The organism is Agromyces solani (genome assembly GCF_058349925.1).
This window is the reverse complement of the sequence record NZ_JBYRER010000003.1, coordinates 656,120-676,379: the sequence shown is the minus strand read 5'-3', so window position 1 is coordinate 676,379 and position 20,260 is coordinate 656,120. Positions and strand designations below refer to the sequence as shown.

Below are 20,260 nucleotides of genomic sequence, written 5' to 3'. Positions count from 1 at the left end.
ATCAGTCGATCGGGATGACCGTTTCGATGTCGTCGGCGTCGAGCGACAGGGTCGGGATCGACGCCGTGAGCAGGGTACCGTCGGCCCGGCGCGTGCCCGCGACATCCTGCATCGTCGGCGAGCCGAACAGCCGCGGCCCCTGGCCCTCGAGCAGCACCGACACCGGGGTGCCGGCCGTCGCCTCGACCTCGCGGCCGCGCACCGAGAGCGAGGCCGCGGTGCCCTCCTCCACGGTGAACGTGATCTGCTCGGCCGTGAGTTCCACGCGCACGCGCGTGCCGAACAGCGTGAGGCGGAAGACGAGGCTCGTCCAGTCGTCGGGCAGGCGGGGGTCGAACGTGAACCGGCCGCCGTGGTCGCGGAACCCGCCGAAGCCGGACACGAGCGCGCTCCACACCCCGCCGGTCGAGGCGACGTGGACGCCGTCGGCCGCGTTGTGGTGCAGGTCGGCGAGGTCGACGAACAGCGCCGAGCGGAAGTACCGCATCGCGAGCTCGTGATAGCCGACCTCGGACGCGATGATCGACTGCACCACCGCCGACAACGTCGAGTCGCCGGTCGTCAGCGGGTCGTAGTACTCGAAGTTCGCGCGCTTCGCCTCGGACGTGAACCGGTCGCCCTGCAGGTAGAGGGCGAGCACGACGTCGGCCTGCTTGAGCACCTGGAAGCGGTAGATGACGAGCGGGTGGTAGTGCAGCAGCAGCGGGCGCCGGTCGTCGGGCGTGTTCTCGAGGTCCCACAGCTCTTTCTGGAGGAAGGCCGAGTCCTGCGGGTGGATGCCGAGCTGCTCGTCGTACGGGATGTGCATGTGCGCCGCCGCACGTCGCCAGCTCGCCACCTCGGCCGGCGTGACCCCGAGGCGGGCGACGAGCCGGTGGTACGCCGCGGCATCGCTCACCTGCAGGTTGTCGACGGCACCGGCCGCCGCGGCGAGGTTCGCGCGCGCCATCACGTTCGTGTAGAGGTTGTCGTTCACGACCGTCGTGTACTCGTCGGGGCCCGTGACGCCGTGGATGTGGAACACGTCGTCGGCGTTCGATCGCCAGAATCCGAGGTCCTCCCACATGCGCGCGGTCTCGACGAGGATGTCGATCGCCCCGCGGCCGAGGAAGTCGTCGTCGCCCGTCGCCGCCACGTACTGGCAGAGGGCGTAGGCGATGTCGGCGTCGATGTGGTACTGCGCCGTGCCGGCCGCGTAGTAGGCGCTCGACTCGAGCCCGTTGATCGTGCGCCACGGGAAGAGCGCGCCGCGCTGGTTGAGCTCGAGGGCCCGGGCCCGGGCGGCGTCGAGCATGCGCTGGCGGAACCGCAGCACGTTGCGGGCGACGATCGGCGCCGTGTAGGTGAGGAACGGGAGCACGTAGATCTCCGAGTCCCAGAAGTAGTGGCCGCCGTAGCCCGACCCCGAGACGCCCTTGGCCGCGACCCCGCCGCCGTCGGTGCGCGCGGTCGACTGGGCGAGCTGGAACAGGTTCCACCGGGTCGCCTGCTGCAGCATCGGCTGGCCGGCGATCTCGACGTCGGAACGGGCCCAGTAGTCGTCGAGCCACGCGCGCTGCTGCGCGAACAGCTCGCCCGTGCCGATCTCGGCACCGCGGTCGAGCGTGCGGTCGCAGCGGTCGGCGAGTTCGCGCGCGGGCACCTTGCGGGCCGTGTGGTAGCTGATCGTCTTCGTGATGCGGATCGGCATGCCCCGCTTGGCCTGCACCCGGTACACGTGCTTCGCGAGGTCGTCGCCGATCGTGCCGCTCTCGGTGAACGGGTTGTCGGTCGTGATCGAGTGCTCGGCGCCGACCGCGAGGGTCATCGAGGAGTTCGTGCACTGGTAGCCGAGCATGTAGCGGCCGCCCTCGGCGCGCTTCACGCGCGGCTGGAGCACCCGGTCGTTGAACTGCTCGGCCTTGCGCGGGTCGAAGGCGCCCGGGGTCTGCGCCTCCTGCTGGACGCCCGATCGGTACTCGTCGCGGCCGTCCTGGCGGTTCAGGATCTGGCTCGAGATCGTCACCGCGGCGTCGGCGTCGAGCAGTTCGACCTCGTAGTCGACGACCGCGAGGTGCCGGTCGGTGAAGCTCGTCATGCGGCGGCTCGTGATGAGCACGCGCTTGCCCGCGGGCGTGCGCCACTCGATCGAGCGGCTGAGCGCGCCGAGCCGGAAGTCGAGGCGCCGCTCGTACGAGAGCAGCTCGGCCTCGGTGAGCACGAGCGGCTCGTCGTCGACGTAGAGACGGATGATCTTCGCGTCGGGCGCGTTCACGATCGTCTGCCCGACGCGGGCGAAGCCGAACGCCTCCTCCGCGTGGCGGATGGGCCACGTCTCGTGGAATCCGTTCACGAACGTGCCGTGCATGTGACCGTCGCGGCCCTCTTCGACGTTGCCGCGCAGGCCCAGGTAGCCGTTGCCCACGGCGAAGAGGGTCTCGGTGCGCCCCATGTCGGCGTCGCCGAACTCGGTCTCGACGAGCGCCCACTCGTCGATGGGGAACCGGCTGCGGTTCAGGGGGTCGTCGTCGGCGAACCTCATTCGGCGTCCTTCCGGTTCGGCTGGAGATCGGGGATCAGTTCATCGAGTTCGTCGACCACGATGTCGGCGCCCAGGCGCAGGAGCACGTCGCGGCCGACGCCGCGGTCGACGCCGACCACGAGTCCGAAGCCGCCTGCGGCACCCGACTTGACGCCGGACTCGGCATCCTCGACGACGGCGCACTCGGCGACCGGCAGGCCGAGCAGCTCGGCCGCGCGCTCGTAGGTGTCGGGTGCGGGCTTGCCGGGCAGCCCTTCCCGGGCGGCGACGGCGCCGTCGACGACGACCTCGAACCGGTCGGCGAGGCCTGCCGCCTCGAGCACCGACGGGGCGTTCTTCGAGCTCGAGACGACGGCCACGAGGCATCCGGCACGCTCGACCGCGTCGAGGAAGTCGACGCTCGCCGGATACGGGGCGACGCCCTCGTCGGCGAGGGTCTCGTTGAAGGCGGCGTTCTTGCGGTTGCCGAGCCCGCAGACCGTGTCGGCCTCGGGGGAGTCGGCCGGGTCGCCCTCGGGGAGATGGATGCCGCGGCTCTCGAGCAGGCTCCGCACGCCGTCGTAGCGCGGCTTGCCGTCGATGTGGGCGAAGTAGTCGGCGTCGGTGTACGGCGCCTTGCCGTGCGCTTCGAGGTAGGGGGTGAAGAGGCGCGACCACGCGTGCATGTGCACGATCGCCGTGGGGGTGAGCACGCCGTCGAGGTCGAAGAGCCAGCCGCGGATGCCTCGGAGGTCGGTCGGCCGCGAGGTCGGGGCGTCGCTCGGTCGTGGGGACTGGGTCACTGGGCGCTCCTTTCGTCACATCGGTCGGTGGGCGCCGGTACCCGGGATTCCGATGCTATTCCCGGGCGGGCGACGGGCGCGAGGCCAGTTCGGGACTCTGAGGGGATGCCAAGGGTTCGGCCGGTCGGGACCGGGTGGGCCTCCCGGCGTCGAGCGTCGCCCTCGGCCGGGAGCGGCGGAGACACCCGGGTCGGCACCGATTCGTCGGTGCGTCCGATCGGAACCCAGCCCGGCGCGACGCGCGGCGGCACCCGACCGTGCGGCTCGAATGGAGTTGTGGGCCGCGAGATGTTAGGCTCTCGTGGCTGGACGCACCACGGTGCGACCACACATGCGCGAGTGGCGGAATTGGCAGACGCGCTGGCTTCAGGTGCCAGTACTCGCAAGGGTGTGGGGGTTCAAGTCCCCCCTCGCGCACCACAGATGAAGGCCCCGGTTCGTCCGGGGCCTTCGTCGTATGGTCTGTGGGGCGTCGGATCGGCCGCGAGTCGGTTGAATGGATCGCCGGCCGACCCGGCGAACCCGTTCCGCGGGTTCGCGCCGATCAACCCGAGGTGATGATGACCGATTCCGAATCCACGTCGGATGCGACAACGCGTCAGACCGAGGAACTCGTCGACGACCGCCCGACCGAGCGCGCGGCGCCCGTCGAGTCGGCGGCGCCGGCCGAGCCGGCGGAGCCCGTCGAGTCGGTTGCGACGACCGAGCCGACCGAGTCGGCGGAGCCCGCCGCGCCGGCCGGGCCCGACGACGGCGGGGGAGCGGCTGCAGCTCCCGCCCGCCGTTCGCGCGGTGCGATCGTCGCGATCGTGCTGCTCGCGGTCGCGCTCGTGGTCGCGCTCGCCGGCGGTGCCTGGTACTTCGTCCAGCTGGAGGAGGCCCGGGACCGGATCTCCGAGCAGGAGGAGCAGCTCGAGGAGCAGCGGGAGCTCATCGATGAGAAGGAGACGTTCGGCGAGGCGATGGACGCCCTGATGGACACCACCGCGAAGTTCGACGGCGTGCTCACCGCATCCGTCGTGCCGTGGGAGGAGTACCGGCGGCTCGCCGTGCAGGCCTGGGTCCACCGTTGGGATGCGGCCGCGGTGCAGAAGGACACCGCGGCGGTCGAGCGCGCCGCGACCGAGCTCGAATCGGTCTGGAGCGCGGCCCAGAAGCAGGCGGGGTCGAACGCGACCGGATCGACCTACGAGTCCGTGATCGACCGCCTCTCGGGCGGTTTCGTCGGCTCGGTCATCGACGGCGCCGATCAGCTCTGCGACGACGAGGGCGACGAGGACGTGCTCGCCTGCGTCTTCGACGACGATCCGTACCTCGTGCACTTCGACGCGGCCGCGAACGGGCTGCCCTACATGAACGACGAACTCCGCACCGGTATCGCCTACCACGAGTTCGCGCACGTGCTGCAGGTCACCAATCCCGTGGCCACCGCCGAGGCGCTCCGCGCGTTCGACGGCGACGGCGAGGTCATGGCCGATTGCTTCGCACTCACGTTCCTCGACGGCTGGAAGCTCGACCATCGCATCTGGACCGGTGCGTACGAGTACTGGGACGTCAACATCGGGTACGGCACGGCATGCACGGCGGCCCAGCAGCAGGTCGTCCGGGACTGGCACGCCGAGCTCGGCGTCGAGCTGCGACCGATCTCCAGCGCGGCGCTCTGAGCGGCGAACCCGGCAGCACCCCGATGAAGAGGAAGAGCCCCCGCCGTCGCGGGGGCTCTTCGTCGTTCCGGGGCGGACCCGGCGTTCGGGGCTACTTCGCGAGGAAGGCGAGCAGCGCCTCGGTGACCTCCTCGCCGTGCGTCCAGAGGAGACCGTGCGGGGCGCCCTCGATCTCGACGTAGTCGGCGGCCGGGAGCCGCTTGGCGAACTCGCGGGCGGTCGCGTCGATCGGGAGGATGCGGTCGGCCGTGCCGTGCAGGATGAGGCTCGGCACCTCGACCTTCGCGATGTCGTCGCGGAAGTCCGTGAGCCAGGATTGCACGACGGCCGAGGAGGCGAACCAGGATGCGCCCGCCGCCGTGTTCCAGCTCGCGCGGACGGCGGCTTCGCTGATGCGGCTGCCGAGCGTCTCGTCGAGGTTGTAGAAGTTCTGGAAGAAGTCGTCGAACCAGGCGTACCGGTCGTCCTTCGCCGCCTGCTCGATGCCGGCGAAGACGTCGGCGGGAACGCCGGTCGGGTTGTCGTCGGTCTGCAGCAGGAACGGCTCGAGCGAGGCCAGGAACGCCGCCTTCGCGATGCGCTCGTCACCGTAGGTGCCGAGGTAGCGGCCGAGCTCCCCGGTGCCCATCGAGAAGCCCACGAGCACGACGTCGCGCAGGTCGAGGGTCTCGAGCACCACGTTCAGGTCGTGGGCGAACGTGTCGTAGTCGTAGCCCGTGGTGGGCTGGCTCGACTTGCCGAAACCGCGACGGTCGTAGGTGATCACCCGGTAGCCCGCCTGCAGGAGGGCGGCCGACTGCTTCTCCCACGAAGCGCCGCTGAGCGGGTATCCGTGGATCAGCACGACGGGCTGACCGGAGCCGTGGTCCTCGTAGTAGAGGTCGATGTTCTGCGAGTTCTCGGTTCCGACGGTGATGTACGACATGGTGCCCTCCTGGCTTCCGTTCGTGTCTAACTGGATTCCCGAATTGATCCGGTTAGGTTCTGCTGGATGCAACGCTATAACCCCACTGCTATTCCATGCAAGTTAGAATCGTGGGAACATCGAATGAACCCGAGGAGGCGGATATGACCGAGCCCATCGCGGCCGCAGGGCTGCTGCTCGACCTCGTGAACTCGCGACTCGTCTACGACGATCGAGTCGACGACGAACTCGACGACGAGCGGGGGCCGGCCTGGCTGCGCGCGCACGGCGCCCCCGCCGAGGCATCCGACCTCGACGACGCCCGGGAGGTGCGCGCCGCCCTCGTCGCGGTGCTGCGGGGCACCCGCTCGCCCGACGCGCTCGAACCGTGGCTCGCGGCGATGAGCCGGCGGCCCGATCTCGCTGACGAGGGCGGGCTCGTCTGGCGCGATCGCGACGCCGACGGCCGCCGCGTCGGCGGCGCGGCCATCCGCGAGTGGGCGGCGCTGCAGTCGCCGTCGGGCTCGCGCATCCGCCCCTGCGCCGCGCCCGACTGCCAGCACTTCTTCATCGACACGAGCCGTGCGAACGCGCGTCGCTGGCATTCGATGGAGACCTGCGGCAACCGCGAGAAGGCGCGGCGCCACTACGCGAGGGCCGCGACCGGGGCCTGAGCCGAGCGGGCGACCGGCACGAGGCATCCACAGGCCGCTCGACGCGGGCAGCGCTGCCCATTGCGCCCCGCGCGCCGGGCCGCCATCCTTGAGCCCGGGCCCCCATCGCCGGCCCGACCCGAACCCGCCCGAGAGGACACCCGTGCTCGAGTTCTTCGCCGCTGCCCCGATCATCGGCATCATCGCCCTGGTCATCGTCGCCGTCATCGTCCTGTGGATCTGGGCCAAGGTGCTCTACCGCAACGTCTCGCCCGACGAGGCGATCGTCGTCACCGGCAAGCGCTCGCGCCGCCGCGTGGTCGACGGCACCGAGAAGGAGGAGTCGGGCCAGCGCGTCGTGCATGGCCAGGGCGTGTGGATCATGCCCTTCTTCCAGAAGGCGCACAAGCTGTCGCTGCGTTCGCGTGCGATCGAGATCCGCGCCGAGGCGCAGACGAACAACGGCATCACGGTGCACGTCGACGCCGTCGCGATCGTGAAGGTCGGCGACTCGGCCGACGCGATCCGCGCCGCCGCCCAGCGCTTCCTCGGGCAGGACAAGAACATCGACATCTTCGCGCAGGAGGTGCTGTCGGGCTCGCTGCGCGCGTCGATCGGTGCGACCGACGTGCTCACGATCATCAACCGCCGCGACGAGCTCTCGGCCGCGGTGCTCGGCGTCGCCCGCGAGTCGCTCGCGAACCAGGGCCTCGACGTCGACTCGTTCGAGATCAAGGGCATCTCCGACAACAACGGCTACATCGACGACCTCGGCCGCGCCGAGCAGGCGAAGGTTCGCAAGCAGGCCGAGATCGCCGAGGCCGAGGCGCAGCGCGCCGCCCGCGAGGCCGTGATCGCCGCCGAGCAGACCGTCGCCGAGCGCGAGGCCGAGCTCGCCCAGCGCAAGGCCGCCCTCCAGCGCGAGACCGACAAGGCCACCGCCGAGGCCGCCGCGGCCCGCCCGCTCGCCGAGGCGCTCGCCCAGCAGGAGGTCGTCGCCCAGCAGGAGATCACCGCGCAGAAGAAGGCCGCGCTGCGTGCCGCCGAGCTCGACTCCGAGGTCAAGGCCGTCGCCGACGCGCAGGCCTACAAGGTCAAGGTCGAGGCGGATGCCGCGGCCGAGTCGGTCCGCATCGCGGCCGAGGCCGACCGGGTCGCGCGCACCGCTGCCGCGGAGGCGCTCAAGGCCGAGGGTCTCGCCGAGGCCGACGCGATCAAGGCCAAGGGTGCGGCCGAGGCGGCCGCGACGAAGGCTGCGGCCGAGGCCGTCGCCCAGCAGTCGGAGGCGCTGCTGCAGATGCGCGTCATCGACGCCCTTCCGCTCATCGCCCGCGAGCTCGCCGCACCGATGTCGAACATCGACCAGCTCACGGTGGTTTCGACCGACGGCGCCTCGCAGCTCACGAAGAACGCGGTCTCGGGCATCACCGAGGTCGACGCGATGCTGAGCTCGACGATGGGCGTGGGCCTGCGCGAGCTCCTGGGATCGATCATCGGCGGCGCGGCCGCCGGCGGCGCGGCCGCGCGGGTCGCCGACCGCGACGGCGCGGCCGTGAGCGCGGCCGTCGCGTCGGCAGGCGCGGAGCTCGCCGCCGTCGGACCGGTCGCCGACCGCCTCGACTCGCTCGACTCGCTCGAGTCGGCGCCCGAGTGAGCGAGTTCGCGACGAGTGAGTGCGATCGACCGGGCTCACCCGTCGCGAATGCGCGCGCTCACGGGTGGGCGCGGCCCGCGCCCCGATCGGCGGTCCGGCTCAGCCGGGGAGGTCGCACCACATCGTCGCGACGGGGCCGCCGCCGATCGGTGCGGTGAACGAGCCCACCTCGCGGAAGCCCGCCCGCTCGTAGCGCCGGTTGTTCGCGGGGTTCGTCGACTCGAGGTAGGCGGGCAGCCCCTGCTCGGCGAACGTCCGCAGGTTCTCGGCGAGCATCCGCTGGGCGAGACCCTCGCCCCGGCGCGACGGGTGGGTCGCGAGCAGGCTGAGGTACATGTGCGGCGGCTCGGCCGGGTGGTGGTGCTCGAACGCGTGCCAGATCTCGGTGAATGCGCGGCGCTGCTCGTCGTCGAGGTGCTCGTCGACGAAGGCCTGCACCTCGGCGAGCTGCGCCTCGGTCATCTCGTCGCCGCCCGGCGGCAGCCACACCGCGACCGAGGCGCCGTCGTCGACGATCCACACGGTGTCGTGCCGCAGGGCGCCGTGCACGAACGGCGCCCAGAAGCGCCGCAGGTCGGCGGGGTCGCCGTCGGGCAGGCGCAGGATCGGACCCCAGGCGGGGTCGTCGGCGAACGCGAGGGCGAGGGTCTCGGAGATGGCGGGGACGTCGGCATCGGTGGCGAGTCTGAGCTGCACGAGTCCATGGTGGCACGGATGCCTCGGCCGGAGTCGCCCGCCGCAGCAATTGGTATACCATTATGAACGCGCGGAGGATCGCGCGGACGCGACCGGCCGAGGGGATTCGGAGGGCGCTGCGGTTCGGAGACGTTCGGTTCCCGGGACGCAGTCGGGTCGCGTCATCGCGCGTCCTCCGCGTGATCGCTACGCTCGCGAGCACACGCCCGGCGCGAGCCCGGCACCGAGCTGAGGAGACGAACGGATGACGCGACGAGACCCGCGACCGCCCACCGCCGGCGACCTGACGCACCTGCGGCGCTGCGTCGAGCTCGCACGCGAAGCGCTCGACGCCGGCGACGAGCCGTTCGGCTCACTGCTCGTCGACGCCCATGGGAATGTTCGCTTCGAGGACCGCAATCGCGTCGCGGGCGGCGACCAGACGAGGCATCCCGAATTCGAGATCGCCCGCTGGGCCGCCGAGAACCTGACGCCCGCCGAGCGCGCCGCGAGCACGGTCTACACCTCGGGGGAGCACTGCCCGATGTGCTCGGCCGCGCACGCGTGGGTCGGCCTCGGCCCCATCGTCTACGCGGGCAGCACCGAGCAGCTCGTCGCGTGGCGGCGCTCGTGGGGCCTGCCCGACGGGCCGGTCGCCGCTCTGCCGATCGGGGAGGTCGCCCCGGGTCTCGATGTCGCGGGTCCCGCGCCCGAGCTCGCCGACGACCTGCGCGCCCTGCACGCGCGCTTCGCGGGTGCCGATGACGTCGCCTGAACGGGGTTCGGCCCGACGCGGTGCTGGGCGACGGCGCGCCGCAGCCGACGTCGGCGCGGCCGCGCGCCGCGCCGGTGGAACAATGGTGCGCATGAGCGCGCCCGACACCTTCGAGCCGGAGTCCGTGCGGGTCACGCGGCGGATCCGCGACGAGATCCTCGACGGCGTGCGCCTGCCCGGATCGAAGCTCGTCGAGCGCGACCTCGCCGAGGAGCTCGGCGTCAGCCGGGTGCCCGTGCGAGAGGCGCTGAAGACGCTCGTCGCCGAGGGGCTCGTCACCCCGCGCCCCCGCACCTGGGCGGTCGTGCGCGAGTTCACCCCGGCCGACGTCGCCGACCTCAACGAGGTGCGTTCCGCGCTCGAAGTGCTGACGTTCCGCCTCGCGGCCAACCGGCGCACCCGCGACGGGCTCGAGCGGCTGCGGGCCGTGCTCGATCGCGAGCTCGAGGCGGCACGGGCGGGCGACGCCTCGCGCGCCCGGCGCGCGGCCGCCGACTTCCATGAGACGGTGACGGCGATCGCCGGCAACGAGCTCCTGTTCGAGATCGACGGGCTGCTGCGCAGCCGGATCCGGTGGCTGCTCGTGCAGCACGAAGACCTCGACCGCGTCGCGGCCGAGCACGAGGCGCTCTACGAGGCGATCGCGCAGCGCGACGTCGGCCGGGTGAGCACGCTCATCCTCGAGCACATGGGCAACATCAGGTACCTCGACGACCCGACCTGGCGCGAGGACGACCCGTTGCTGGGCGCGACGCCGGTCGAGTAGCGAGCGCTGCCCGACCGGCGGGCGAGGGTCAGGCGAAGACGATGCCCTCGTCGAGCGAGGGCACGATCTCGGTGCCGACCTTGCGGGCGAGCAGGTCGTCGAGCCGGTCGAGCGGGCCGATGAGCGCACGGCCGCCGGCGCGGGCGACGCGGATCGCGGCATCCACCTTGGGCTTCATCGAGCCCTCGGCGAACGCGAGCTCCGAGATCGCGTCGGCCGACGCGGTGAGGATGTCGCGCTGCTCGGGCGTGCCCCAGTTCTCGCTGACGTAGTCGCCGTCGGTGAGCATGATGAGCGTGTCGGCGCGCAGCTCGGCCGCGAGGGCCGCGCTCGCGAGGTCCTTGTCGACGACGGCCTGCATGCCGGTCTGACGGCCCTTGCCGTCGACCTTCACCGGCACGCCGCCGCCGCCGACGCAGACGACGAGCCGGCCGCTCTCGAGCAACTGCCGCACGAGCGGCGACTGCACGATGCTGATGGGGTCGGGCGAGGGCACGACGCGTCGGAAGGCGGGGCCGTCCTTCGCGATCGTCCAGCGGTACTCGGCGGCGGCCTCGGCCGCGTCCTGCGCCGAGTAGGTCGGGCCGATGAGCTTCGTGGGCCGCTCGAAGGCGGGGTCGTGCTCGTCGACGACGGTCGTGGTGACGACGGCGGCCACTTCGCGCTCGCCGGCGAGGGCGTTCGAGAGCTCCTGCTGCACGACGTAGCCGATCATGCCCTGCGTCTCGGCGCCGAGGATGTCGAGCGGGTAGGCCGCCACGTCCTGGTATGCCAGATTCTGCAGGGCGAGCAGACCCACCTGCGGACCGTTCCCGTGGGTGATGACGAGCTCGTGCTCGCGGGCCAGGTCGGCGAGTGCCTGGCACGTGGCCCGGACATTCGCGCGCAGACGGTCGGCGGTCATGGGCTCGCCGCGGCGGGCGAGGGCGTTTCCGCCGAGCGCAACCACGATGCGCATGTGCTTCCTCCTCGGATCGGGTCTCTTGGACATTCGCTGATGGTATACCATTCTGGTGGGAACGCCGCCGGTCGCCCCGACGAGGGCGATGCACGGCGAAGACAGGGAGGCCACGTGCTGATCGCGCCATCGGTCGCCGTATCGACGGCGATCTCCGCCGACGCCGCGCTCCTGGCGTGGAGCGCCGAACGACCCCGTACCGGCCGCGTGCACTCGGTGTTCCGCCGCGTGATCAACGTCGCGGTCGAGGGCGACGGGCTCGTCGCGCTCGCGCATCGATCGATCGACGACGCCCCGTGGACCGCTCGCATCGACCGCTTCGGCGAACTCGTCGGGCAGGTACGCGTGGGCGACCGGGTCGAGTTCTCGGCGGCGGGGGCCCGCATCATCGGTGCCGGCATCGCCTTCGAGCTCGCATTCGACGGCCCCGCCCCGTGGTCGAGCGCGCCGGCCGACCTCGGCGGCTTCGACGCCGCGGCGCTCGCGCGCGCGGCCGACCGCCTCGAGCGGCTCATCCGCGCGGATGGCCGCCCCAGCGGCCTCCCCGCCGGCCCGAACGACGCGGATGCCGCAGCCGACGCCGGCGACGCAGCCGATGCCGCGCCCCGGGGGAACCGCACGCCCTTCGAGGTCGCCGCCGCGGCCGCGCTCGCCGACCGCGCCGGCCGGCTGATCGACGCGATCCGCGACCCGCGCACCGACGACGCCGCGCTCGACGGTGCGCTGGCCGACCTCATCGGCCTCGGCCCCGGCCTCACGCCTGCGGGCGACGACTTCGTCGCCGGCCTCGCCTACATCGCCGCCGGGTCGACGACGCGCCTCGGCGGACTGCCGGCCGTCGTGCTCGACCGGCTCGACGCCGCGCCCGATGCCACGACCCCGCTCGCGCGCGTGACCGTGCGCGAGGCCGCCCTCGGCCGGGTGCGCGACCACGTCGGCACGGCCGTGCGGGTGGCGCTCGAGGCATCCGCCCCCGCTGGCGATGCCGCGGACGCCGGCGGCTCGGCCGCCCTCGCGACCCGCACCGCGGTACTGCGCGTCATCCGTATCGGTCACACCTCGGGGACCGATCTCCTGTCCGGCGTGGCCGCCGGGCTCCGACTGGAAAGCGAACTGAGAGGTTCCCATTGAGTGTCACGTCTGTGATCAAGAAGAACACCTACTTCGATTCCGTCTCGCTGATGTCGATCTCGACGAAGGCGAACGGCATCGACGGGGTGAACCAGGCCTTCGTCGCCATGGGCACGGAGATGAACAAGGGCGTGCTGTCGAACCTCGACCTGCTCACGACCGAGCTCGAGGGCGCCGGCAACGGCGACCTCATGATCGTCGTCGACGGCCATGACGACGCCGACCACGACGCGATCGTCGTCGAGATCGAGGAACTGCTCACGCGCAAGGCGCCGACGGGCGGTGCGGCCGACATCCGCCACCGCACCATCGGCGCGGCCGTCGACGCCGACCCCGACACGAACCTCGCCGTCATCGCGGTCAACGGCGCTTACGCCGCCCGCGAGGCGCGCAAGGCGCTCGAGAACGGCCTGCACGTCATGCTCTTCAGCGACAACGTGCCCGTCGAGGCCGAGATCGCGCTCAAGACGCTCGCCCACGAGAAGGGCCTGCTCATGATGGGCCCCGACTGCGGCACGGCGATCATCAACAACGTCGGCCTCTGCTTCGCCAACGCGGTGCGCTCCGGCTCGATCGGCGTCGTCGCCGCCTCGGGCACCGGCAGCCAGGAGGTCAGCGTTCGCATCCACGCCCTCGGCGGCGGCATCTCGCAGCTCATCGGCACCGGCGGTCGCGACCTCAGCGCCGAGGTCGGCGGGATCATGATGATCGACGGCATCCGCGCGCTCGCGGCCGACCCCGCGACCGAGGCGATCGTGCTCGTCTCGAAGCCCCCGCACCCCTCGGTCGAGCAGAAGGTGCTCGCCGAGATCGCCGACGCCGGCAAGCCGGTCGTCGTCTACTTCATCGGCGGTTCCGAGCAGGCGGTCACCGCCGCGGGCGGGCACTTCGCCGCGTCGAGCCAGGATGCCGCGCTCCAGGCCGTGCGCCTCGCCGGCCGGCCGGAGGCATCCGTCGACGCCCTCGACCCGGCCCGCGTCGCCGCCGTGCGCGCGCAGCTCGGCGAGGGCCAGCGCAACGTGCGCGGCCTCTTCGCAGGCGGCACGCTGTGCGACGAGTCGATGTACGCACTGCTCGACGCGGGCGAGGAGGTCTGGAGCAACATCCAGAAGGACCCCGCGTTCGTGCTCGCGGCCGGCGAGCCGAGCCGCGGCCACACGTTCCTCGACTTCGGCGACGACGACTTCACGAACGGCCGCCCGCACCCGATGATCGACCCGTCGCTGCGCCTCGCCCGCCTCGTGGAAGAGGCGGCTGACCCCACCGTCGCCGCGATCGTCATGGACTTCGTACTCGGCTTCGGCGCCCACGAGGACCCGGCGGGCGTCACCGTCCCCGCGATCGAGGCGGCCAAGGCGATCGCCGCGGCCGACGGTCGCCACCTCGAGATCGTCGGGTACGTGCTCGGCACCGACCTCGACACGCCGAGCCTCGCCGCGCAGGTCGCGGCGCTCGAGGCCGCCGGCGTCACCGTGACCCGATCGAGCACCGAGACGGGGCAGTACGCGCGAGCCCTCGTCGAAGCCCCCGCCCTCGTCACGGAAGGAACCCGCGCATGAGCACCCCCATCTCCGACCTCTTCGGCGCGAAGCTCGACGTCGTCAACGTCGGCCTCCAGATGTTCGAGGACGACATCGCCGCCCAGGGCGCCGCGGTGACGACCCTCGACTGGACCCCGCCGGGGGGCGGCCGCCCCGAGATCATCGCCGCGCTCGACGCCCTCGAGCCGGCGGAGATCGCCGAGCGCATCGAGGCCGCGAACGCCGAGGCGGTGCAGCGCATCAAGGACGCCAAGCCCATGCTCGTCGGCTACGGGCGCGCGCTCGACGTCGTGCCCGGCATGACCCCGACGACGATCCTGCACGCCGGACCGCCCATCACGTGGGAGCGCATGTCGGGCCCGATGAAGGGCGCCGTCACCGGTGCGCTCGTGTTCGAGGGCCTCGCGAAGGACCTCGAGGAGGCCGCCTCGGTCGCGGCATCCGGGGCGATCACCTTCTCGCCGTGCCACGAGCACCAGTCGGTCGGCTCGATGGCCGGTGTCACGTCGGCGTCGATGTACGTGCACATCGTGCACAACGAGACGCACGGCAACTACGCCTACACGAACCTCTCCGAGCAGATGGCGAAGATCCTGCGCATGGGGGCGAACGACCAGTCGGTCATCGACCGCCTCAACTGGATGCGCGACGTGCTCGGCCCCATGCTGAAGGAGGCCATGGAGATCGGCGGCCCGATCGACCTGCGCCTCATGCTCGCGCAGGCCCTCCACATGGGCGACGAGGCGCACAACCGCAACAACGCGGGCACCGTGCTGCTCTTCCAGGCGCTCGCGCCCGCCCTCCTGCAGACGAGCTTCACGGCCCTGCAGAAGAAGGAGGTCTTCGACTTCATCGCGAGCTCCGACTACTTCTCGGGCCCGACCTGGATGGCGACCGCGAAGGCCGCCCTCGACGCGGCGATCGGCGTCGAGTACTCGACGGTCGTCGTGACCATGGCGCGCAACGGCGTCGAGCACGGCATCCGCGTGGCGGGCCTGCCCGGCGAGTGGTTCGTCGGCCCGGCGCAGCAGGTCGTCGGCCCCATGTTCGCGGGCTACAAGCCCGAGGACTCGGGCCTCGACATCGGCGACAGCGCGATCACCGAGACGTTCGGCTTCGGCGGCTTCGCCATGGCCGCGGCGCCCGCGATCGTCGCGCTCGTCGGCGGCACGGTCGAGGAGGCGGTGGCCTACACCCGGGAGATGGGCGAGATCACCACGACCCAGAACCCCAACGTCACGATCCCGTCGCTCGGCTTCCAGGGCCTGCCGACGGGCATCGACGTGCGCAAGGTCGCGGCGACCGGCATCCTGCCCGTGATCAACACCGCGATCGCGCACAAGGAGCCCGGCATCGGCATGATCGGCGCCGGCATCACCCACCCGCCGGTCGAGGCCTTCGACCGGGCGATCACCGCGCTCGCCGCCCGCTACGGCGAGCACTGACCGGAAGCGTCGACGATGACCACACCTGGCACCACCGGCACCACCGAAGAGCAGCACACCGGTATCGAGCTCGAGTCGGAGTTCGAGCACACGCCCGTGCCGCAGTCGCACCGCAAGTCGTTGCTGACGGTCTCGGCCGTCTGGTTCGGCTTCCCGATGATCCTCACGAACGCGATCCCGGGCGGCCTCGTCGTCGCCCTGCTCGGATTCTGGCAGGGCGTCGCCGCGATCCTCGTGGCGAACCTCATCATGTTCGTCTACGTGAGCCTGCTGAGCTACCGCGCCGGCCAGACCGGCAAGAGCTTCGCGCTGCAGGCCACCGAGACGTTCGGCACCGCCGGGTACGCCATCGCCTCGGGGTTCCTCGCCACGGTCGTCGTCGGCTGGTTCGCGTTCAACACGGGCGCGACGGGGGCGAGCCTCAACCAGGCGTTCGGCTGGAACGAGACCCTCGTCGCCGCGAGCGCGGGCGCCGCGTTCATCGCGGTGACCTACCTCGGCATCAAGGCGCTCTCGTGGCTCGGCGCGATCGCGGCGCCGCTGTTCATCATCGCCGTGATCGTCGCGATCGCGATCGCCTCGCAGACGACCGACTTCTCGCAGATCACGAGCTTCGCGGGCGTCGGCGGGGGAGCGATGACGTTCGGCGTCGCCGTCACCGCGATCATGGCGACGTTCGCCGACTCGGGCACGATGACGGCCGACTTCACCCGCTGGTCGAAGAACGGCAAGGAGGCGGTGCTCGCCACGGTCACCGCGTTCCCGGTCGCGAGCCTCATCGCGCAGCTGAGCGGCGGCATCCTCGTCGCGGCCGGCGCGATCGCCTCGGCCGAGGTCGTCGGCGGCGACTTCACGCCCATCCTCACGGGGGCGAACAGCCCGCTGCTCAACGCGCTCGTCGTCGTGTTCGTCGTGATCAACCTCGGATCGGTCTGCACGCACTGCCTCTACAACGGCGCCCTCGGCTGGTCGCACCTGACCCGCTCGAAGATGCGCGTGCTGACGCTCATCCTCGGCGTGATCGGCGTCGTCGTGGCGCTGCTCGGCGCGTGGCACTACTTCGTGAACTGGCTCGCGTTCCTCGGCGTGCTGGTGCCACCGCTCGGCGGCGTGCTCATCGCCGACCAGATCATCCTCGGCAAGCGGCTCGCCGGCCGCCTGGAGACGAAGGTGCGCGGCACCGCGTTCGTCGCATGGGGCATCGGCGCGGCCGCCGCGGTTGCGTCGCACGTCTGGGCCCCGTACCTGTCGGACGCGGTCGTCGGCCTCGTCGTCGGCATCGCGGCGTACCTCGTGATCGAGATGTCGCGTGCGCGACAGGCGGTGCCGGCGGCCTGACCGTCGATTCGAACCGGATGCCTCGGGGCCCGGGCACCTCGTGGAAGCGAGGTGCCCGGGCCCTCGGCGTTCACGGGGTTGGTCTCGATACGCGTGCTCCTGCGTCGCGCGCTACTCGACCGGCGGGGAGGCTCCTGCGTCGCGCGCTACTCGACCGGCGGGGAGGCTCCTGCGTCGCGCGCTACTCGACCAGCGGGGGAGTCCCGCCCTTCAGCGGTTCGATGAGCGTGGGGTCGCCCGGGTCGATCGCGCGGTGGTTGTTGACGCGCGGGTCGACCTCGTACTCGGTGATCGTCGGCGCGACGCGGTCGGACGCCTCGATGAGGAAGTCGACCATCGCCTGCATGCCGCCCGCGTCGAGCTTGGCCGGGTCGAGGTAGCGCTCGATCTCGTCGAGCGGGAGGTACACGGGCATGCGGTCGTGGATCTCGCCCGAGGCATCCCTCGCCTCTCTCGTGATGATCGAGGTCGAGACCTGCCATTCGCCGTCGGGCAGCTTGCGCGCCGTCGAGATGCCGGCCGCGGCGAGCACGTCGCCCTCGCCGTGCAGGTAGTGCGCGCGCTTCTTGCCCGGCTCGCCCGTCCATTCGAAGTAGCCGCGCATCGGAACGATGCAGCGACCCTGGGCGAACGCGCCCTTCCACAGTCCGTTGGTGGCGACCGTCTCGATGCGGGTGTTGAACTGCGGACGCTTGGCGTCTTTCATGAACGACGGGTGGAAGTTCCACACGGCGGGCTCGAGCCGGCGCACGAACTCGCCGGTCTCGCGGTCGGCGCGCTCGCGCACGATCGGCACCGTGTCGGTCGGGGCGAGGCTGAAGCTCGGCTGCCAGTCGTCGAAGTCGTTCTCGGCGTCGAACACCGCCGTGAGGTCGTCGACCTTCTGCGAGACCACGAATCTGCCGCACATGGATGCCTCCTGGTCGTTGCCGATCACGTCGGTGCCCGGGTTCTCCACCAGCCTGCCACCGACCGCCGACACGCGCAGGGGCTTGCGTCCAAAGAGTTTTGTTGCAAAACTATCCGCACGCTCCCGACGAGACCGCACCCCTGCGACCGAGGCGCGCCCATGACAAGGAGGCCATGTTGAAGATCGTCATCGCCGGAGCCGGCATCGGCGGGCTCGTCGCAGCCCTGAGCCTGCACCGCGCGGGCTTCCGCGACATCACCGTCTACGAGCGCGTGCGCGAGCTCAAGCCCCTCGGCGTCGGCATCAACCTGCTGCCGCACGCCGTGCGCGAGCTCACCGAGCTCGGCCTCGCCGACGAGGTCGCCTCGATCGGCGTGCCGCCGAGCCGCCTCTCGTACTACAACCGGTTCGGGCAGCCGATCTGGTCGGAGCCGCGCGGCCTCGACGCCGGTTACCGCTGGCCGCAGCTCTCGGTGCACCGCGGCGAGTTCCAGCTGCTGCTCGCCCGCGAGGTCGAGCGCCGGCTCGGGCCCGACACCATCCGCCTCGGCTGCAAGCTCGTCGGCGTCGAGCACCTCGACCCCGACTCGCCCGTCGCCCGCGTGGCCGGCCGGGCCGAGTTCGCGCGGTTCGTGCGCGAGGGCGCCGACGGTGCGCCCGAGGAGTTCGAGGTCGCCGCCGACGTCGTGATCGGCGCCGACGGCATCCACTCGGCGATGCGCGCCCAGGCCTACCCCGACGAGGGCGGGCCGGTGTGGAACGGCCTCATCCTCTGGCGCGGCACGGCGACCGTGCCCACGTACCTCGACGGCCGCACGATGATCATGGCGGGCGACGGCGAGCAGAAGTTCGTCTCCTACCCGCTCGTCGCCCCCGGTGGCGAGGCGGGCGACACCCGGCTCAACTTCATCGCCGAGCGTCGCGCCCCCGAGGGCGTCGACGAGACCGCCGACTGGAACCACGCGGTCGACCCGGGGCCCATCGAGCAGCTCTTCGCCGACTGGAGCTTCGACTGGCTCGACGTACCTGCAGTCATCGCCGCCGCCGACGAGATCCTCGAGTACCCGATGGTCGACCGCGACGCCCTCCCGCGGTGGACCTTCGGCGGGTCGACCCTCATCGGCGACGCCGCGCACGCGATGTACCCGAACGGGTCGAACGGCGCCTCCCAGGCGATCATCGACGGGCGGACCCTCGCCTTCCACCTGGCGAACGAGGCGGCCGGTGCGGATGCCTCGGCCGAGGCATCCGCCCATGCCGACGCCGACCGTGCCGCGGCCGTGCGCCGCGCGCTCGAGGCGTACGAGGCCGACCGCCGCCCCGCGACCGCCCGCCTGCTCGAGATGACCCGCCAGCTCGGGCCCGAGAAGGTCATGCAGCTCGCGTACGACCGCGCGCCCGAGGGGTTCGCCGACATCCATGACGTCATCGCGGCCGAGGAGCTGCAGGAGATCGCCGACGGCTACAAGCGGACCGCCGGGTTCCACCCGGCCGCGCTCAACGAGCGGGCCTCGCTCACCCCCGAGTCGGCGCCGCCGATGGGAGACTGACCGGATGACCGACCGAGCGCCCGCACAAGAGCTCGCACGGCTGGGCTCGATCGTCTCGCCGTTGCGGCGCGGCCTGCTGAAGGCCGCGCGATCGGCCGAGCACCTGCCCGACCTGCCCGACGCGCAGATCGAGGTGCTGCGCGCGCTGCCGCGCGGGGTCGTGCGCGCGCCGGGCGAGCTCGCGTCCGAGCTCGGGCTCAGTCGCCCCACCGTCAGCAACCTGCTGAGGACGATGGAGGCGGCCGGGCTCGTCACGCGCTCGGCCGCGGCCGGCGACCGGCGCCGGGTCGAGGTGAGCGCCTCGACCCGGGCCCTCTCGCTGTTCGACCGTTTCGACCGCGCGAGCGAGGCGATCCTCGTCGACGCGCTCGACGCGCTCGACGAGGCCGACCGTGCCGCGCTCGCCGCGGCGCTGCCCGCCCTCGAGCGGCTGCGAGACGTCGTGCAGGATGTCGCGCACGGAGGGCGCTCGTGAACGCGACCGGCACCGAGGCATCCCGACCGATGCAGCCCGAGCTGGAGTTCGTCTTCGAGCTGCGCGTCGCGGTCGGCGACGAGCAGCACATCGGCCGAGGTCCCGGCGAGGAGCTCGGCTTCACCCCGATCACCGGCGGCACGGTCTCGGGCCCCGGGCTCGAGGGCGAGGTGCTGCCCGGCGGCGGCGACTGGTGGGTGTGCCGCGGGGCCACGACCCAGCTCGACGCCCGCTACCTGCTGCGCACCGGTGACGGGGCCGTCATCGACGTCGTGAACCGGGGCTACCATCGCGCCGACGAGGGCCTCGTCGCACGGCTCGATGCCGGGGAGCGCGTGAGCGAGCAGGAGCTCTACTACCGCACCGCCCCGGTGTTCCAGACCGACGCACCGGCGTACCGGTGGCTCGCCGAGCACCAGTTCGTCGGGCTCGCCCGGCCCGAACCGGGCCACGTGTGCATTCGCGTGTTCCTCGTGCGCTGAGCGACGCCCGGCGAGGCCGCGGCTCGGAAGGCTTCG

Annotated in this window: 18 protein-coding genes and 1 tRNA gene; 13 read left to right on the top strand and 6 right to left on the bottom strand. The window is 71.8% G+C overall.

From position 1 onward, the window contains the following. Nucleotide 1: 1 nt before the first annotated feature. Together AC3RJ7_RS15495 and AC3RJ7_RS15490 are read right to left on the bottom strand one after the other, a co-directional pair. Nucleotides 2-2,521, bottom strand: coding sequence for a glycoside hydrolase family 65 protein (locus AC3RJ7_RS15495; protein WP_491456745.1), 2,520 nt, complete (start codon nucleotides 2,519-2,521; stop codon nucleotides 2-4). Continuing rightward, nucleotides 2,518-3,303 carry an HAD family hydrolase gene (locus AC3RJ7_RS15490; RefSeq protein WP_491456744.1) on the bottom strand — a complete coding sequence of 262 codons (786 nt, stop codon included), beginning with the start codon at nucleotides 3,301-3,303 and terminating at the stop codon, nucleotides 2,518-2,520. The genes AC3RJ7_RS15495 and AC3RJ7_RS15490 overlap by 4 nt, the downstream gene beginning before the upstream one ends. A 333-nt stretch (nucleotides 3,304-3,636) precedes the next feature. On the opposite strand from AC3RJ7_RS15490, the gene AC3RJ7_RS15485 reads away from it, so the two are divergent. Next, nucleotides 3,637-3,723 (top strand) — tRNA-Leu (locus tag AC3RJ7_RS15485). Nucleotides 3,724-3,860: 137 nt separating this feature from the next. Beyond that, a complete protein-coding gene (locus AC3RJ7_RS15480; RefSeq protein WP_491456743.1) occupies nucleotides 3,861-4,967 on the top strand; it encodes a hypothetical protein in 1,107 nt (368 codons plus the stop codon). Nucleotides 4,968-5,058: 91 nt separating this feature from the next. On the opposite strand, the gene AC3RJ7_RS15475 is transcribed toward AC3RJ7_RS15480, so the two are convergent. Continuing rightward, entirely contained in the window at nucleotides 5,059-5,892 is an 834-nt protein-coding gene (locus tag AC3RJ7_RS15475; RefSeq protein ID WP_491456742.1) for an alpha/beta fold hydrolase, read from the bottom strand. 143 nt (nucleotides 5,893-6,035) lie between these two features. Between AC3RJ7_RS15475 and AC3RJ7_RS15470 the strand changes: the two genes are divergently transcribed. Further along, nucleotides 6,036-6,545 (top strand): CGNR zinc finger domain-containing protein, encoded by a 510-nt coding sequence (locus tag AC3RJ7_RS15470; protein WP_491456741.1) that lies wholly within the window; start codon nucleotides 6,036-6,038, stop codon nucleotides 6,543-6,545. 142 nt (nucleotides 6,546-6,687) lie between these two features. Further along, the gene (locus AC3RJ7_RS15465; protein WP_491456740.1) at nucleotides 6,688-8,178 is read left to right on the top strand and encodes an SPFH domain-containing protein; all 1,491 of its coding nucleotides are present in this window, start codon (nucleotides 6,688-6,690) and stop codon (nucleotides 8,176-8,178) included. Between the two features lie 99 nt (nucleotides 8,179-8,277). Here the strand turns inward: AC3RJ7_RS15465 and AC3RJ7_RS15460 are convergent, their stop codons facing one another. After that, nucleotides 8,278-8,874 (bottom strand): GNAT family N-acetyltransferase, encoded by a 597-nt coding sequence (locus AC3RJ7_RS15460; protein WP_491456739.1) that lies wholly within the window; start codon nucleotides 8,872-8,874, stop codon nucleotides 8,278-8,280. Nucleotides 8,875-9,118: 244 nt separating this feature from the next. Between AC3RJ7_RS15460 and AC3RJ7_RS15455 the strand changes: the two genes are divergently transcribed. Together AC3RJ7_RS15455 and AC3RJ7_RS15450 are read left to right on the top strand one after the other, a co-directional pair. Beyond that, the gene (locus tag AC3RJ7_RS15455; RefSeq protein WP_491456738.1) at nucleotides 9,119-9,628 is read left to right on the top strand and encodes a nucleoside deaminase; all 510 of its coding nucleotides are present in this window, start codon (nucleotides 9,119-9,121) and stop codon (nucleotides 9,626-9,628) included. A 91-nt stretch (nucleotides 9,629-9,719) separates the two neighbouring features. Further along, nucleotides 9,720-10,394: a GntR family transcriptional regulator gene (locus tag AC3RJ7_RS15450; protein WP_491456737.1), complete on the top strand. Its 675-nt coding sequence runs from the start codon at nucleotides 9,720-9,722 to the stop codon at nucleotides 10,392-10,394. Nucleotides 10,395-10,422: 28 nt separating this feature from the next. Here the strand turns inward: AC3RJ7_RS15450 and AC3RJ7_RS15445 are convergent, their stop codons facing one another. After that, entirely contained in the window at nucleotides 10,423-11,352 is a 930-nt protein-coding gene (locus tag AC3RJ7_RS15445) for a carbamate kinase (protein ID WP_491456736.1), read from the bottom strand. Between the two features lie 114 nt (nucleotides 11,353-11,466). Here AC3RJ7_RS15445 and AC3RJ7_RS15440 point away from each other — a divergent pair, with 114 nt between their 5' ends. Genes AC3RJ7_RS15440 through AC3RJ7_RS15425 form a run of 4 tightly spaced genes read left to right on the top strand, consistent with a single transcriptional unit; the run spans nucleotide 11,467 to nucleotide 16,807 of the window. Further along, entirely contained in the window at nucleotides 11,467-12,483 is a 1,017-nt protein-coding gene (locus tag AC3RJ7_RS15440; protein ID WP_491456735.1) for an oxamate carbamoyltransferase subunit AllH family protein, read from the top strand. 11 nt (nucleotides 12,484-12,494) lie between these two features. Next, complete coding sequence (fdrA, locus tag AC3RJ7_RS15435) at nucleotides 12,495-14,042, top strand: acyl-CoA synthetase FdrA (RefSeq protein WP_491456734.1); 1,548 nt, start codon at nucleotides 12,495-12,497, stop codon at nucleotides 14,040-14,042. Beyond that, a complete protein-coding gene (locus AC3RJ7_RS15430) occupies nucleotides 14,039-15,469 on the top strand; it encodes a YlbE family protein (RefSeq protein WP_491456733.1) in 1,431 nt (476 codons plus the stop codon). Before fdrA ends, AC3RJ7_RS15430 begins: the two co-directional genes overlap by 4 nt. Before the next feature lie 15 nt (nucleotides 15,470-15,484). Continuing rightward, nucleotides 15,485-16,807, top strand: a complete 1,323-nt coding sequence (locus AC3RJ7_RS15425; protein ID WP_491456732.1) for a cytosine permease — start codon at nucleotides 15,485-15,487, stop codon at nucleotides 16,805-16,807. Between the two features lie 181 nt (nucleotides 16,808-16,988). On the opposite strand, the gene AC3RJ7_RS15420 is transcribed toward AC3RJ7_RS15425, so the two are convergent. Beyond that, nucleotides 16,989-17,765, bottom strand: a complete 777-nt coding sequence (locus AC3RJ7_RS15420; RefSeq protein ID WP_491456731.1) for an SOS response-associated peptidase — start codon at nucleotides 17,763-17,765, stop codon at nucleotides 16,989-16,991. A gap of 125 nt (nucleotides 17,766-17,890) precedes the next feature. Between AC3RJ7_RS15420 and AC3RJ7_RS15415 the strand changes: the two genes are divergently transcribed. From AC3RJ7_RS15415 to AC3RJ7_RS15405, 3 genes are read left to right on the top strand one after another with little or no spacing between them, the layout of a single operon-like run. Continuing rightward, a complete protein-coding gene (locus AC3RJ7_RS15415; protein ID WP_491456730.1) occupies nucleotides 17,891-19,267 on the top strand; it encodes a flavin-dependent oxidoreductase in 1,377 nt (458 codons plus the stop codon). A 4-nt stretch (nucleotides 19,268-19,271) separates the two neighbouring features. Beyond that, nucleotides 19,272-19,742 (top strand): MarR family winged helix-turn-helix transcriptional regulator, encoded by a 471-nt coding sequence (locus AC3RJ7_RS15410; protein WP_491456729.1) that lies wholly within the window; start codon nucleotides 19,272-19,274, stop codon nucleotides 19,740-19,742. Next, entirely contained in the window at nucleotides 19,739-20,224 is a 486-nt protein-coding gene (locus tag AC3RJ7_RS15405; protein ID WP_491456728.1) for a DUF3237 domain-containing protein, read from the top strand. Before AC3RJ7_RS15410 ends, AC3RJ7_RS15405 begins: the two co-directional genes overlap by 4 nt. Nucleotides 20,225-20,260 lie beyond the last annotated feature (36 nt).

Bases quoted from the DNA above. Each gene is read 5' to 3' on its own strand.
- AC3RJ7_RS15495 (WP_491456745.1), bottom strand. From the start codon at position 2,521: ATGAGGTTCGCCGACGACGACCCCCTGAACCGCAGCCGGTTCCCCATC.
- AC3RJ7_RS15480 (WP_491456743.1), top strand. From the start codon at position 3,861: ATGATGACCGATTCCGAATCCACGTCGGATGCGACAACGCGTCAGACC.
- AC3RJ7_RS15475 (WP_491456742.1), bottom strand. From the start codon at position 5,892: ATGTCGTACATCACCGTCGGAACCGAGAACTCGCAGAACATCGACCTC.
- AC3RJ7_RS15470 (WP_491456741.1), top strand. From the start codon at position 6,036: ATGACCGAGCCCATCGCGGCCGCAGGGCTGCTGCTCGACCTCGTGAAC.
- AC3RJ7_RS15455 (WP_491456738.1), top strand. From the start codon at position 9,119: ATGACGCGACGAGACCCGCGACCGCCCACCGCCGGCGACCTGACGCAC.
- AC3RJ7_RS15450 (WP_491456737.1), top strand. From the start codon at position 9,720: ATGAGCGCGCCCGACACCTTCGAGCCGGAGTCCGTGCGGGTCACGCGG.
- AC3RJ7_RS15445 (WP_491456736.1), bottom strand. From the start codon at position 11,352: ATGCGCATCGTGGTTGCGCTCGGCGGAAACGCCCTCGCCCGCCGCGGC.
- AC3RJ7_RS15430 (WP_491456733.1), top strand. From the start codon at position 14,039: ATGAGCACCCCCATCTCCGACCTCTTCGGCGCGAAGCTCGACGTCGTC.
- AC3RJ7_RS15425 (WP_491456732.1), top strand. From the start codon at position 15,485: ATGACCACACCTGGCACCACCGGCACCACCGAAGAGCAGCACACCGGT.
- AC3RJ7_RS15415 (WP_491456730.1), top strand. From the start codon at position 17,891: ATGTTGAAGATCGTCATCGCCGGAGCCGGCATCGGCGGGCTCGTCGCA.
- AC3RJ7_RS15410 (WP_491456729.1), top strand. From the start codon at position 19,272: ATGACCGACCGAGCGCCCGCACAAGAGCTCGCACGGCTGGGCTCGATC.